This is a genomic window from Sphingomonas sp. PP-CE-3G-477, assembly GCF_003050745.1.
GTDB lineage: Bacteria > Pseudomonadota > Alphaproteobacteria > Sphingomonadales > Sphingomonadaceae > Sphingomonas.
Genome location: NZ_QAOF01000005.1, coordinates 173,304 through 187,481 on the forward strand (window position 1 = coordinate 173,304; position 14,178 = coordinate 187,481).

Below are 14,178 nucleotides of genomic sequence, written 5' to 3' on the forward strand. Positions count from 1 at the left end.
CTCAGGTCGCGAACGAGTTGGCGAGGCTGCCCATCGTCAACGCCCAGCCGTCGACCAGCACGAACAGCAGCAGCTTGAATGGCATCGAGATGATCGTCGGGCTCAGCATCGCCATGCCAAGCGACATCAGCACGGTCGCGACGACCAGATCGATGACGATGAACGGCAGGAAGATCAGGAAGCCGATCTGGAACGCGGTCTTCAGCTCGGACGTCACGAACGCCGGCAACAGCACCGAGAACGGGATGTCGGTCGGCGTCGCATAGGGCCCGGATTTCGCGATCTGCGCAAACATAGTGACGTCCTTGATCCGCGTCTGCTTGACCATGAACGCGTGCAAGGGCACGCCGGCGGTCGTGATCATCTGCGTGCCGGCGAGCTGCCCGGCGGCATAGGGCTGGATCGCGGTCGTGTTGATCTGGCTGATCGTCGGCGCCATGATGAAGAAGCTGAGGAACAGCGACAGCCCGAGCAGCACCTGGTTCGGCGGCGTCTGTTGCAGCCCGAGCGCCTGGCGCAGGATCGCAAGCACGATGATGATCCGCGTGAAGCTGGTCATCATCAGCAGGATCCCCGGCAGGACCGTGAGCAGCCCCATGATGATGAGGACTTGCAGCGAAAGCGACAGCGAGCCGCTCTGGCCGGTGTTGCCCGCAGCCTGTCCGCCAAGCTGGCCGAGTGCGCGATCGACCGCGTCGCCGACAGCGGGGTTGGTCGGGGCGGGAACGGCCTGCGCAAAGGCGGGCATCGCGAGGAAGAGGGCGAGCAGGACGGCGAGGCCTATCCACAGCCATGCGTTTGCACGCGGGCGCGATGCAGAATTATGCAGCGTACCGTTCGTGGCTCCTGGAATTCCACGTACGCGAGAAAACGGTTTGGCGGAGGATGCGGCGAACAGGGCAGGGCCCGAGCCTTTCCGCGTCACCGTCGGACGAGCGACGGCGCTCATGCGTCGACCTTGTCGATCAGGTGCACGCCGCCGCGACCGACCGAGACGAGCAGCCGGCGGCCCTCGAAATCGATCACCGCGAGGCGCAGGCCCGGCGAGATCATCATTGTTTCCTTGACGCCGATCAGCCGCGTCGAGGGCTTGCCCGGGATCCGGCTCTCGAACTTGCGCCACAGATACAGGTAGCCGAACATCAGCCCGCACACGAGTGGCAGCAGGATGACGAGCTTGAGGATATAGGTCCAGAGCATCGGGTTCAGCCGCGCTTGTCTGGAGACACGAGCTCGGTCATCCGCACGCCGAAGCGCTCGCCGACCGTGACGACTTCGCCGCGGCCGATCAGCGTGCCGTTGACGAACACGTCGAGCAACTCGTTAGCCTGGCGATCAAGCTCGATCACGCTGGATTCGCCGAGCGCGAGCAGTTCGCGCAAGGTCAGGCTGGTCGAACCAATCTCGACAGTCAACTTGACATCAACATCCTGGAGCAGCCGGAAATTGGCGGCCACGGCGGCGTCGACGGGGAAGCCTCCGGTCATGTCGTTCATGCTGCAAATCCTTCGTCGAAACGGGTAATCGAGGTGAGCTGGATGGCGGCGAAACCATTGGACGTGCCGACCGTGCCGCAGCCGAGCCGGTTGTTGCCGACCATCACCGGCACGTCGCCCGAGATGGTGATCGGGATCACGTCGCCGGGTTTCAGGTCCATCAGCATCGTCAGCTTGACGACCGGCTCGGCGAGCACCGAGCGGATCGGGAAGCGCACGTTCATCGCCGCGCGCGTCAGTTCGGTGCGCCAGGCCGGATCGGGCTCGGCAGACTTGCCGACGACCTTCGCGGTCAGCGACGGTGCATGCGGCTTCAGCGCGGAGACGGGGTAGACGAGGTCGAGGAACACCGGCTTCGCGGCGCCCGCGGCGATGCCGAAGCGCGTGACGATCATCGCGTCCTCGCCGTCGAGATCGGCGATCATCGCCGGGTTCACCTCGACGCGGGTCGGCAGGAAGTCGAACCGCGCCATCGGCTCCCACGCGGTCTTGAGCGGCGCGGCGATCATCTGGCCGATCCGCGCGACCATCGCCTCGGCCGCGGGCGAGAACTCGGTCGGCAACGTGTGCGGCGCTGCACCGGTACCGCCGAAGAACATGTCGAGCATCTCGAGCACGAACTTGCCGTCCATGATGCACAGCGCCTGCGCCATCCCCGGCGTCATGATCAGCGGCAGCCACGCGGTCAGCGCATCGCTGCGTTCCGCGCGGTAGTCGGTGAAGCGCTGGACCACCAACGGCTCGGCCCAGCAGCGGACCTCTTGGCGCAGCAACGGCTCGAACACGCCGCGCAAACCACGCGCGAACCGTGCCGAGAGATGCTGCAGCGAATGCAGGTCGCCGAACGGATTGAGCTTGGCCCCGCCCAGCACGCCCTGATGCAGCACGCCGTCCTTGGGCGCGCCCGAGCGATCCCGGTCGCGTCGCTCGCGTGTCTTTGCTGAGGCCTCGTTAACCATGCCTCACTGAACAACGAAACTGGTAAAGTAAACGTTACCGATGCCGCCGAAGCCTTCCTTCTGCTTCAGCGTATCGTTGATCGATTTGGCGAGTCGGACCTGCAATTGGCGCTTGCCGTCGCTGCTCATCACCTGCTCCTCGGTGGTGTCGCCGAGCGTCATCAGGATGGCCGAACGGACCGCGATATCGTTGGTTTTCAGGTTGGTGATGACGGTGTCGTCATACGGTGTCGAAACCGCGATCCCGACCTGGACGAAGTGCACCGAATTCTGGAGATTGGACATGAAATCCTTCTCCATCGGGTAGTAGGTCGAGGCGTATTTGTCGCCCCCCTGCCCTTCCGGGGTCTTCATGCCGTGGTTTTCGGGCGCTGCGTCCTCGCCACCATGACCGCCGCCTTCGCCGCCATCGGGAGCATGCTTCTGCTCGCTCTTGGGGAGGAGTTTGGGCTTGCCGTCGTCGACCTCGGCATGGCCGCCACCGAACAGTCCGGCGCTGCTGGCATAGACGCCCGCACCGATGCCGCCGCCGACGAGCACCAGCAGCGCGACGCCGCCGATCAGCATCGTCTTCATCTTGCCCTTTTTCTTCGGGGCCGCGTCCGCAGTATCTTTCTTGTCGCTCATATCAGGGTCCTTCGGGTCAAGCGATTCGGGTGTTTTCGGTGGGGTCTGCGATCACGGCGGATACCGCGGTCGCGCGATTCGGGGCGTTCGTGGTTGCCGGTGCGCGCTGCTGGCTGGAACCGGCGTTGCTGCCCGTGTTGCCATCGCCGAGCATGGCTTGCCCGAGCTTCAGCCCTCGCGCTTCGGCCAGCGCGGCCAGCCGCGGCTGCGCATCGGCGAGCAAGGTCCGCGTCGCAGGCTGTTCGGCGTTGAAGTGGACGTGGACAGTGTCGCCATCTTTCCTCATCGACACGTCGATCGCGCCGAGCGCATCGGGGATCAGGCGGATCCGCGTGTCGGTCGCGTTGGCGGCGTCGCGGAGCATGTCGATGCGTTCGATCATCGCGTGCGGCCAGCGCTCCTGCCGCATGTCCAGCGCGGCATGCTGCGCCGTCGCGGGTGGGCTCTGCACGAGCGGTGCAGGGGCAGTCGAGCCGAGCACGGACTCGAGCGATCCCGTCTTCGCTTCGGTGTCGTCACGCGCCTTGGAGGCCACCTGGATCGCCGCGCCGAACACCTGAGCCGCCGACGCGACCGTGCCGGGTTGCGGTTGAACCGCACCGGGCTGCGCCACCGCAAGCGCGACCGGTGCCGTCGCCTCGGTCGCGGTCCAGCGCGGCGTGCCGACCACGGGGGGGGCCGCCGTCATTATCGGCATGGCGTCTGCCGAGGCGTCGGTCGGCACCGGACTGCGACCTGCCACCGTGCCATATCCAGCACTCGCCGGCATCGCGAACGGGACCGACGAGCCCATCTGGACTGGCGACACCCTCTGCACCTCCGTCATGGCCGCACCGAGGGGTGCCTCAGCGATCGGCGGCGGTGGCGAGGCGAGTACCCCCATGAGCGGTTGGGTGATCTGGCCGCCTTGGCCCGAAGTCCTCGCCATAGGCTTCGCCGTGCTTCCGGCTTTCACGAACTCCGGGACCTGCGAGGTAAGGAGCGTCGTGTTCGGGGCAACCTCGCCCACATGCGCGGGCAGCGGCAGGCTTGCGACCGGCGGCGCGACTGCACTGCCGCCGGGCATTTTTGCAAGCAGGTGCGGCGTATCCGGTAGCGCCTGATCGTGAGGCATCCGGCCAAGCAGGGGCGGGTCGGCCAAGGCTAGGCGGGGCGCTACGGCAGGCACCGGCTCAGCCATTGCCGCGCTCCCGCCCGACGGCAGGTTCGCCGAACGCTTCGATGCGGCGCGGGTCGCGGCCCCAGTCGGTTCGTCCGGCGAAGCACGCCCGTTCGGAAGGTCGGGACTATTCATCGCCCCGCGAGCCGCTTGCCTGTTCGCCGCCGGCTTGAGCGCGGCTTCAGGGGATGCCGCAACGACGCCACCAGGGCTCGAGCGGGTGGGAGATGGCGTGGCTGCCGCGACGACCTCGGGGCTCGCGGTGTCGGCAACTGCGGGGGCGACGAGCAAGGGCTGCGTAACTTGGTCGTGTCGCGGTACTTCAGTAGGAGGCGCCTTGGTTGGCTCGGAACGTTCGGCAAGTACCAGATCGTCCGTTTCCACGCCTTGTTCGCTTCGGGATGAACGGGGAGGGCGTGCGCCAAGTGCCTGCCGCCCAGCGGTGAGAGCCGGGCGTACGGGGACCGGCACCGCGACCGTCGCGGGTAGAAGCGCGGCGTCCGGTATTACCGGTGACGCGTCCGGCTTGGCGGCCACGGGTTGGGGCGTCATCGCGGCCTGCCACGAGACCGCGCCGACGCCGGCAAGAGCCGCGATCGGCAATCCGTTGCCGGTCGCGGCCCAGTCCTGCCGGGTAGAGGACGGCGATTGGAGATCGGGCGGCACGTCCCCGGTCGTCGCAGCGGGGGGCGCATCGTCGCTGGCCTGCGCAAAGGACTCCGCGAAACTGCCCGCTCCACCGCCTGCGACACCGCCCGCGACACTGCCCGCCTGTGGCGTCGTGGTCGCTCGCAGGGTTGGGGACGTCGGAGAAAGGGTCGCGGTCTGGATCATTCGGGCACTCGGGTTCGGGCGTGTGCCCGTCACTCAGCAAGGATCGTGCCGAACCTTCCGGAACGCCGGTGCATCTTCCATTTCGCGGATCGCCTTCAGCACCGCATCGGCGTCTGCGCGGGCAAGCAGCTTTTCCACCGCGCTCTGATCGCGCTTGGCAGCGCGGGTCGCTTCGGTCGCGCGTTCGACATGGCGCTCGGCAGCGCGGACGCGTTCGACTGCGGCGGTGGCGGACTGGTGCAAGCGTTCGCGGTAATGCGCCGACGCCCCCAGCGACACCGCGGCAAGCGTCTCGTGGACCGGCGCGACCGCTTCGGCGAGCAGCGCGATACGCCCGGACAAGAGCTGTTCGCTGGCGAACTTGTCGTGCGCGCGCGCTTCGTCGGCGCGGGTCAGGCCGAGCTGAAGCGTGCGGACGCGGTGGATGCGCGCCAGCGTCTTGCCGCGGGCATCCGCCATCTCAGCCGCCGAACACGCCGGTCAGCTCGGCGACCGCGTCGTTCAGCGAGACGTTCTCGTCGGCGTCCTGGCGGATATATTCCATGACTGCCGGGTGGCACGCGATCGCCGCGTCGATCGCGGGATCGGCACCGTGGCGATAGGCGCCCATCAGCACGAGATCGCGGTTTTCCTCATAGGTGGCGAGGTGGCGGCGGAGCGTCCGTGCGGCCTTCGCATGCGGCGCGTCGACGATATCCGTCATCACGCGGCTGACCGACGGGCCGATGTCGATCGCGGGATAGACCCCGCGCTCGGCGAGATGGCGGTTGAGGACGATATGGCCGTCCAAGATCGAGCGGGCGGAGTCGACCACCGGATCGTTGCCGTCGTCGCCATCCGCCAGCACCGTGTAGATCGCGGTGATCGAGCCGCCGGTGTGGACGTCGACGCCCGCGCGCTCGATAAGGTTCGGCAGCATCGCTATTGCGCTGGGTGGGTAGCCTCTGGCCGACGCCGGCTCGCCGAGCGCGAGGCCGATCTCGCGACCGGCATGCGCGACGCGGGTCAGCGAATCCATGATGAGCAGGACCTTCTTGCCCTCGTCGCGGAAGGATTCGGCAATCGCGTGCGCCCGCAGCGCGCCGCGGATGCGGAGCACCGGCGAATGGTTGGCGGGGACGGCGACGACCACCGAGCGCTTGCGCGCCTCGCCAGCGACCTTGGTTTCGAGGAAGTCGGCGACTTCGCGGCTGCGCTCGCCGATCAGGCCGATCACGATCACGTCGGCCTGCGCGGCGCGGACGATCATGCCGAGCAGCACCGACTTGCCGACGCCCGAGCCCGCCATGATGCCGACGCGCTGGCCTTGGCCGATCGTCAGCAGGCCGTTGATCGCGCGCACACCGACGTCGAGCGGTTCGAGCACGCGGCCACGATCGAGCGGCGACTGGAGCTTGCCTGCGAGCGGCCAGCGCCCGGCGCCGCGGATCGGGCCGAGGCCGTCGATTGGCTTGCCGGCGCCATCGACGACGCGACCGAGCATGGCAGCCCCGACTTCGGCCTCCCCCGGCGCGCCGATCGGCTTGACCGGTGCGCGCGGAAGAAGGGCCGCAGCGCCGCCGAGGTTCATCATCAACGTGCGGCCGTTGCGAAAGCCGATGACTTCCGCCTCGACGCTCGTCGCGCCTTCGCCGACCTGGCAGACGGTGCCGACGGGTAGCGTGAGGCCGACCGCCTCCATGAGCAGCCCGTCGAACGAGGCGAGGCGGCCGGAGACCTTTGGCTTGGCGACGAAATCGGCGTTGGAGAGGGTTTCGAGATAGTCGGCGGTAAATCGGTTCAGCATTTGGGCACCGGCACGCGGTCGATCGCCTGCGCCAATTGATCCAGCCACAATTCCGGACCGTCCTCGACGATCGTCGACGCGCTTTCGAGCACGAAGCTGCCGCGCGCCACGCCCGGATCGCCGGCTGCGAAGATCGTCTTCGGCAGGCGGCCGTCGAGCAGCGCGACGTCGTCCGGGTGGACGCGGAGCAGCGCGGATTCGGCGGAGTCGGACAGGAGTTCGGCGGCGGTCTCGATCCGGCCGGCGAGGACGTCGGGGGCGATACCGACTTCACCGACAAGTTTCGAGACTAGGAACAGCACGGTTTGGCGCAGCTGGGCGGCGACATGCTCGCGGTCGATCCGGTCTCCGCCGAGCGCGGCGGCGAGGTCGCCGAGCAGCGCGCCGTCGCGTGCGGCCGTCTCCTGCGCGGCGGCAGCGGCAGCGGCAAGACCCTCCGCGTAGCCGGCGGCATGCGCGTCGGCGAGCGGATCGATGAACGACGATTCGCTGACCGGGTCGAGCGGATCCCAGCCGGCGGTCGGGTTCACGTCCTTGTCCGCGGGGCTGAAATGCTTCGGGGCACTCGGCTCCGAAGTAAAGTTCGGGGACGCGACATTGGTCGGCCGCGCTGCCACACGCTCGCGAATATCCGCCGCGGCGAACCCAGAGGGCGGCGCGAACGCGCTCGCCAGGATGTGCGCGGTCGTCGTGTGGCGCGACGCGAAGCCTGCGGTGAAGCCGTTAGACATAATCGTCTTCCCCCCCGCCCATCTGGATCGTGCCGTCCTTCGCGAGGCCGCGCGCGATCGCGATCATCGCCTTCTGTGCCTCGAGCACTTCGGCGAGCTTCATCGGCCCGCGTGCCTCCATCTCGTCGCGGATGCCATCGGCGGCGCGCGCCGACATGCAGCCGAGGAAACGGTTGCGGATCGTCTCGTCGACGCCCTTCAGCGACTTGGTCAGGATCTCGCTGTCGACGTTGCGGATCAGCGTGCCCAGGTTCTTGTCGTCGAGTTCGAGCAAATTGTCGAAGACGAACATCGCCTCCTCGATCGCCTTGGCGACGTCGCGGTCGATCTTGAACAGTTTCGGCATCACGCGCTGTTCAGTCGCTTTGCGCGCGCCAGACAGGATCTTCGCCGCCTCGCGCGTGCCGCCCAACGTCACGCCGGCGCCGGTCGAGCCCGTGCTGGTGCGGTTGGCGAGCAAGGTGCGCAGCGTATCGACCGCCTCGGGGGTGATCGGCCCAAGCCGCGCGATGCGGTGGAGGATGTCGGGCTGCACCGCGTCGGGCAACAGCTCGAGCACCTGGCCGCCGACCGATGCGTCGAGGTTGGCGATCAGCACCGCGGCGATCTGCGGATGCTCCTTCTCGATCATCGCCGCGATCTCGGGCGCGTCGAGCCAGTCGAGCAGTTCCAACTCGCACGCGGCCTCGGCCGGCGTGATCCGCGCGAGCACGCTCTCGGCCTTTTCGCGGCCGAGCGCGCGGTTCATCACCGCTTCGATCTTGGGACGCGGATCGAACCCGATCGCGGTCCGCTCGCGCGCGCGATCGACGAAATCGTCGAGCACGTCCTCGACCTCCTGCTCCGACACGTCGGCGACCTTGAACATCGCCGCGCCAAGCTGGCGAACTTCCTCCGGCTCGAGCTTCTGGAGGATGGCCGCGGCCTCCTCCTCGCCGACGAGCATCATCAGCACCGCGGCGCGCTCGACGCCGGTGTAGGTTCGGATGGCGACTTCGCTCACTTGGCGTCCGCCTTGATCATGTCGCGCACGGCCAGCGCGGCGCGCGTCGGATTGTCGCGGGTGAAGCCGCGGACCGCGCCGATCCGGTCGTCATAGCCACGCGTGTTCTCGAGCTGGTCGAGGCTGACGGGCGGCGCGACACCGATCCCGGCTGGCGCGCCCTCGCCATCGACTTCGCCGATCGGCTGGCCGAAGGCAGGACGCGTGGTGGCATCCTCGCGCTTCTTCATCAGCGCCTTGGCGATCGGGCGGACGCCGAGCAGCAGCACCAGCAGCGCGATCAGGATCGCGGTGCCGTTGCGCGCGAGCACCGGCAGCCAAGCGTTGTCGTACCAGGCGGGGCCGGCAGCGGCATCGGTGGCGCCCGCGAACTTGCGGCTGATGACCGTAACGTTGTCGTTGCGCGCCTGATCGAAGCCGACCGCGCTCTTCACGAGATCGCTGATCTGGTTGATCTCCATCGCGGTGCGGCGGCCCTTGTCGGGATCGCGGAGCAGGACGGCGACCGAGAGACGCTTGACCCCGCCGGGCGTGGCGCGCGTGACCGACACTTCGCGGCCAAGGTCGTAGGCGCGCTGATACTGGTCGGACTGCTTCATCGCGTCGGGGGCAGGGCCGCCGGCGACCGGCTGCGCACCGGTGTTGCCGGTCGCCGGCTGCGGCGTCGACAGCGTGCTTGCGGCAGGCGGCGTGTTGCTCAGCGCGCCCGGAATGCCGCCTGGAGCAGCGCCCGCGCCGTCCTTCTGGTTGCCGGTCCAGTTGCCCGTCTCGGCGCGCAGCACGCCCTGCTTCTCATAGCTTTCGCGCGTCGCCTGGCTTTCGTCGAGATTGACGTCGGCCTGCACTTCCGCGGTGAAATTGCCTGCGCCGACGAGCGGCGTGAGCAACGCGATCAGCTGGGTCCGATACTTGTCCTCGACGCGGCGCTGGATATCGATCCGCGCGTCGCTGGCTGCACCCGCGCCGTCGTTGCCGCCGGCCTTGGTGAGCAGTGCGCCCATCTGGTCGACGATCGTCACCGCCTCGGGCTTCATGCCCGGCACCGACGAGGCGACGAGGTTGATGATCGAGCTGACCTGCGCATCGCTCAGCGACCGGCCACCCTGCAACTTCAGGATCACCGAGGCGGAGGGCGCGGCGTTGTCGCGCACGAACACCGAGGCTTCGGGCATCGCGAGATGCACGCGCGCCTCGGCGACCGCGTCGATCTCCTCGATCGACTTCGCCATCTCGGACTCACGCGCCTGGCGGAGGCGTTCGCCTTCAACCGCGCGTGAAACGCCCATCGGCAACTGGTCGAGGATCGCATAGCCGCCGGGCGCCGCTTTCGGCAGGCCCTGGCCCGCGAGCAGCATTTTCGCGCGGCTGTAATCGTCCTCGCCGACGGTAAGGGCGCCGGTGCCTTCGTCGATATGGCTCTTGATGTTGGCCGTCGTCAGCGCGGACGTGACCGCAGCCTTGTCGGAATCGGGCAGGCCGCTGAACAGCGTCTTCTGCGTCGGCGTCGACAGGCTCATCCACGCAAGCGCGGCGGCAGCGATGAGTCCGACCATCAGCGCCATCGGCAGCGAGCGACGGACCGCCGGCTGCGCGAACGCGCCCTTGATCTGCTGGAGGGGATTGGCGAACCGTTCGGTCGCGCCGGATGTGGGGATGAGTGCGGTGCTCATGTCAGACCGGCATGCTCATGATATCCTTGTAGGCGGACAGCAGCTTGTTGCGGACCTGCAACGTCGCCTCGAACCCGACCGACGCCTGCTGGCGGGCGAGCATCACTTTCGCGATGTCGACCGTCTCGCCGCGCTCATAGCTTTCGCTGAGCTTGGCAGCCTGCGTCTGGCCGTCGTTGATGCTCTTCAGCGCGGTTTCCATCGTGTCGACGAAGCTGGTCGGCTTGACCGTCTCGGTCGGCGAGACGTTCCCCGCCGCCCCAGCACGCGACAGCGCCTGGTTGCGTTCGAGGATCTGCGAGCGCAGCGCCATGACGCGGTCGACGCTCATCGCGCCGCCGCCTACTCCACTGACGCCGCTCATGCCGAGGCTGCCCAGTTCTGTGCGCTGCCGATGTCGTCACCCTGCTCGCGCGCCTTGGCGAGGCGATAGCGCAGCGTGCGTTCGGAAATGCCGAGGCGCTTTGCGGTCTCGATCCGGCTGCCGTTGCACGCCTTGAGCGTCTCGCGGATCGCGGCGAACTCGCTCATCTGGACGATGTTGCCGAGCGTCCCGGGGGGCGTTTCCGGTTCCGACGGCGCGGCGGGCGCGATGGACATCACCGGCGCGGTGCGCTGGAACGTCATCGTCACCGGGCGGTCGAAGACGATGTGGTTCGCCTCGATCGTATCGCCGCCGCAGAACAGCAGTGCGCGCTGGATCACGTTCTCCAGCTCGCGGACGTTGCCCGGCCAGTCGTGCAGCATCAGCTGCTCGATCGCGGCGTGGCTCGGCCAGGGGATGACGTTGCGGTTGCCGGCATGACGCAGGATCAGCGTCGCGGCGAGCGCGGGGATATCCTGCGGGCGTTCGGCCAGCGACTTGGTCGCGAGCGGGAACACGGCAAGGCGGTAATAGAGATCGGCGCGGAACCGGCCGGCGGCGACTTCGGCGTGAAGATCGCGGTTGGCGCAGGCGATGACGCGCACGTCGATCGGCTGCGGCACCGAGGCGCCGAGCGGCACGACCTCGCGCTCCTGCAACACGCGGAGCAGCTTTGCCTGCAATTGCAGCGGCATCTCGGCGATTTCGTCCAACAAGATGGTGCCACCATTGGCTGCGCGGAAAAACCCGTCGCCGCCCGCCGACGCGCCGGTAAACGCACCCTTCTGGTGGCCGAACAGCAGCGCCTCGAGCATCGATTCGGGGAGCGCGGCGCAATTGATCGCGATGAACGGCTTGTCTTTCCGCGCGGAGCCGTTGTGGATGGCGCGGGCGAGCACTTCCTTGCCGGTGCCGGTCGGACCGTTGATCAGCACGGTGATGTCGGCGGCGGCAACGCGCTCTGCGAGGGCGAGCAGCGCGAGCGATTCGGGGTCCGCTGCGGTCGGCATTTCGGGCCCACCGATCAGCGCGCGCGCGAAGCCGTTGCCGACTGCGGTGTCCTCGGCGGCAAAGCTGATCCGCGCCGGCGAACCGTCACGCGACGGGGTCACTTCACGCCCCTGGCAACCGATCACCACGGTGCGGGCGGGGGCGGTGATGCCCTCCCCATCCGCGACCAGGAACAGGTCGTTCGGCCCAGGCTGCGCGGTCTCGAAAGAGCCCACCCCGAACCCCTGCGCGCGCAGCGACGAGACGAGCGCGTATTTACGCGAAGTGACTGCCGCTGATGGAAAAATCGAACGCATGAAAGGGTCCCCCTGAACGAATCGGGGAATGCGCCATCATTGGTAAATTCGTGGTTAAACCCTGCCGGCACCGGCAGATTATTTCCGGGCGCGTCCACGCGGACACACGCGGACATATACCGGGTGCGTTCGCGCGCGCGGAAGCGCTCACCTGCGTGTGCCAGCCCGCGCGCGAGGCCGAATTTTTTCCCTAAATCTCCGCGGAAGCCGGCCGTTACTCACTCTGACGGCACGGGACTTCGCCATGGGGGCGGCGCGGATCGTCTGAACATTCACGGAGATTTCGACATGACTGTCATCGGTACCAACGTCTCGGCGCTGCGCGCCCAGAATGCCTCGACCCAGGCTTCCAACATGCTCGCAACGTCGATGGAACGCCTGTCGACCGGCAAGAGCATCAACTCGGCCAAGGACAACGCCGCCGGCCTCGCCATCACGTCGTCGATGACGTCGCAGATCCGCGGCATGAACCAGGGCATCCGTAACGCCAACGACGGCATCTCGATGGCGCAGACCGCAGAGGGCGCGCTCGGCGAAGTCAGCAACAACCTCCAGCGCATGCGCGAACTCGAAGTGCAGAAGACCAACGGCACATATTCCGCAAGCGACATCGCCAACATCACGACCGAGCAGAACTCGCTCGCCAAGCAGATCAACAATGTTCTGACGAACACGGCGTTCAACGGACAGAAGTTGTTCGACGGGACCGCTGGTCAGGTCGGCACCGCAGGTAAGGCCGCAGTCGCACAGGTCGGTACAGCGCAGGTCGGTACTGCAGCCAATGGTGCCACGCCAGCCTCGGACGATTATGCGCCTGCCTCGGCGGATTACAAGCCAGCACAGGCAGCGGTTGCCGCGTCCGCCAATTACGTCGCTGGTACCGGAACCGTATCGATCCAGGCAGGAGCCAATACCTCGGACAAGATCAGCTTGAACCTGGGTACCAGCCTCTCGACGGCTTTGACCAGCGTTGTATCGACCACCGGTACGTCGGTGGCGGGTGCGACGCTTGAGAATTACGACTCGGCATTGTCGACGATCGCCAGCCGTCGCGCCGATCTGGGTGCGACCCAGAACCAGCTCCAGTCGGCGGTCAACAACCTGACCTCGAACGCGACCAACCTGTCGGACGCGAAGAGCCGCATCGAAGACACCGATTTCTCGGCAGAAACGACGGCACTCGCCAAGGCGCAGATCCTGAGCCAGGCATCGACCGCGATGCTCAGCCAGGCGAACCAGAGCCAGCAGAGCGTTTTGAAGCTGCTTCAGTAATCCGGACCGGCACCGGCACCGCCCCCCAAGGGTATCGGTGCCGATCGGACCCGCCTTGCTTCCCAGAAGCGGGGGGCGGAGAAAACCTCGGTGGCGCAAGCCACCGGGGTTTTTGCGTGTCTGGCGCCGCGCCGGGCAACGCTTGATAGCTCGCGCGATTAGAACGAGAAAGACGAGAGGATCAGGAAGCCGCGCTGCATCTCTTCCTTAAACCGGACCTCGGTCTCGCCGTTCGGTAGTGGCCGATCAGCGAAAACGCCGTCGCCCAGAACTCGGGTATTGGGATCGGCGATCATGCCGAACCCGAGATTGAAGCTCTCCTTTCCGCTGCTACGACGGAACCCGAACATCAGGCCCATGCCGATTGCCTCGATGATGTTGTCTGTGCCGGGTTGAAGCGAAACGAACGGGCCGACGCCCCAAACACCCTTCTGCAGTCCGGTCCATTGCCAATCGGGGGTGAAGAAATAGTGCGATTCGAGCATGATGCGTGCTCGGCCATTGTCCTCATCGTCGACCCGGACGACCCCATTCACCAACGATGCCTCGGTCACCCGGTCGTTGTCTCCCGAATCCAGCGTGAACGATATTCCGACGCCGAACTTCAATCCGGCGAACTTCCCTAGGTCTTCGTCATTTCCGGGGGGAGCTCCGGGATCCACTGGTGGTGCAACATCCTTCTTAGCCGCCGGCGCTGCTGCCACGACTCTGGCCGCCGGGGCGGGTGCGGGTATTGGGGCAGCCATGGTCTGTTCCACATCGGATGGAACACTCGTGTCGAGCGCGTCGATCTGCTGATCGAGTGCGTCGCGCTGCTTCTGTAATTCCGCGCGTTTCGCGTTACGCCATTCGTTAGCGATATGGTCGGATGTCCGCGTCTGTGCAGCCGCCCGTTCGGGCGTGGCGGCGACCAGCGCCAGCACAGAGACCAATATTGCTGATATGCGTGTCATGCTCGCCCCCCGAATGG

The 14,178-nt window shown here is 67.0% G+C and carries 15 protein-coding genes; 1 reads left to right on the forward strand and 14 read right to left on the reverse strand.

All coding sequences use genetic code 11. From position 1 onward, the window contains the following. Position 1 precedes the first annotated feature (1 nt). The 13 genes from fliP to C8J45_RS12175 form a co-directional block, all read right to left on the reverse strand. Positions 2 to 748 carry a flagellar type III secretion system pore protein FliP gene (gene fliP / locus C8J45_RS12115; protein ID WP_258191442.1) on the reverse strand — a complete coding sequence of 249 codons (747 nt, stop codon included), beginning with the start codon at positions 746 to 748 and terminating at the stop codon, positions 2 to 4. Between the two features lie 197 nt (positions 749 to 945). Beyond that, the gene (locus C8J45_RS12120) at positions 946 to 1,200 is read right to left on the reverse strand and encodes a flagellar biosynthetic protein FliO (RefSeq protein ID WP_107963424.1); all 255 of its coding nucleotides are present in this window, start codon (positions 1,198 to 1,200) and stop codon (positions 946 to 948) included. Between the two features lie 5 nt (positions 1,201 to 1,205). Then, positions 1,206 to 1,496 (reverse strand): flagellar motor switch protein FliN, encoded by a 291-nt coding sequence (gene fliN, locus C8J45_RS12125; protein WP_056054132.1) that lies wholly within the window; start codon positions 1,494 to 1,496, stop codon positions 1,206 to 1,208. Continuing rightward, the gene (locus C8J45_RS12130) at positions 1,493 to 2,455 is read right to left on the reverse strand and encodes a flagellar motor switch protein FliM (protein WP_107963425.1); all 963 of its coding nucleotides are present in this window, start codon (positions 2,453 to 2,455) and stop codon (positions 1,493 to 1,495) included. Before C8J45_RS12130 ends, fliN begins: the two co-directional genes overlap by 4 nt. A gap of 3 nt (positions 2,456 to 2,458) precedes the next feature. Continuing rightward, positions 2,459 to 3,082, reverse strand: coding sequence for a flagellar basal body-associated protein FliL (fliL, locus tag C8J45_RS12135; RefSeq protein ID WP_107963426.1), 624 nt, complete (start codon positions 3,080 to 3,082; stop codon positions 2,459 to 2,461). 16 nt (positions 3,083 to 3,098) lie between these two features. After that, complete coding sequence (locus C8J45_RS12140) at positions 3,099 to 5,108, reverse strand: flagellar hook-length control protein FliK (RefSeq protein ID WP_146168616.1); 2,010 nt, start codon at positions 5,106 to 5,108, stop codon at positions 3,099 to 3,101. After that, positions 5,109 to 5,534: a hypothetical protein gene (locus C8J45_RS12145; RefSeq protein ID WP_107963428.1), complete on the reverse strand. Its 426-nt coding sequence runs from the start codon at positions 5,532 to 5,534 to the stop codon at positions 5,109 to 5,111. 1 nt (position 5,535) lies between these two features. Further along, complete coding sequence (locus tag C8J45_RS12150) at positions 5,536 to 6,861, reverse strand: FliI/YscN family ATPase (RefSeq protein ID WP_107963429.1); 1,326 nt, start codon at positions 6,859 to 6,861, stop codon at positions 5,536 to 5,538. Further along, complete coding sequence (locus C8J45_RS12155) at positions 6,855 to 7,592, reverse strand: FliH/SctL family protein (RefSeq protein WP_107963430.1); 738 nt, start codon at positions 7,590 to 7,592, stop codon at positions 6,855 to 6,857. Before C8J45_RS12155 ends, C8J45_RS12150 begins: the two co-directional genes overlap by 7 nt. Then, the gene (gene fliG, locus C8J45_RS12160; RefSeq protein ID WP_056485113.1) at positions 7,585 to 8,595 is read right to left on the reverse strand and encodes a flagellar motor switch protein FliG; all 1,011 of its coding nucleotides are present in this window, start codon (positions 8,593 to 8,595) and stop codon (positions 7,585 to 7,587) included. The genes C8J45_RS12155 and fliG overlap by 8 nt, the downstream gene beginning before the upstream one ends. Beyond that, positions 8,592 to 10,265: a flagellar basal-body MS-ring/collar protein FliF gene (fliF, locus tag C8J45_RS12165; protein WP_107963431.1), complete on the reverse strand. Its 1,674-nt coding sequence runs from the start codon at positions 10,263 to 10,265 to the stop codon at positions 8,592 to 8,594. Before fliF ends, fliG begins: the two co-directional genes overlap by 4 nt. A gap of 1 nt (position 10,266) precedes the next feature. Then, positions 10,267 to 10,629 carry a flagellar hook-basal body complex protein FliE gene (fliE, locus tag C8J45_RS12170; protein WP_107963432.1) on the reverse strand — a complete coding sequence of 121 codons (363 nt, stop codon included), beginning with the start codon at positions 10,627 to 10,629 and terminating at the stop codon, positions 10,267 to 10,269. Beyond that, positions 10,626 to 11,936, reverse strand: coding sequence for a sigma-54-dependent Fis family transcriptional regulator (locus tag C8J45_RS12175; protein WP_107963433.1), 1,311 nt, complete (start codon positions 11,934 to 11,936; stop codon positions 10,626 to 10,628). Before C8J45_RS12175 ends, fliE begins: the two co-directional genes overlap by 4 nt. A 288-nt stretch (positions 11,937 to 12,224) precedes the next feature. Here C8J45_RS12175 and C8J45_RS12180 point away from each other — a divergent pair, with 288 nt between their 5' ends. Then, positions 12,225 to 13,208: a flagellin gene (locus tag C8J45_RS12180; RefSeq protein WP_107963434.1), complete on the forward strand. Its 984-nt coding sequence runs from the start codon at positions 12,225 to 12,227 to the stop codon at positions 13,206 to 13,208. 158 nt (positions 13,209 to 13,366) lie between these two features. Here C8J45_RS12180 and C8J45_RS18925 read toward each other — a convergent pair whose 3' ends face one another. Next, positions 13,367 to 14,131 carry a hypothetical protein gene (locus C8J45_RS18925; RefSeq protein ID WP_146168617.1) on the reverse strand — a complete coding sequence of 255 codons (765 nt, stop codon included), beginning with the start codon at positions 14,129 to 14,131 and terminating at the stop codon, positions 13,367 to 13,369. Positions 14,132 to 14,178 lie beyond the last annotated feature (47 nt).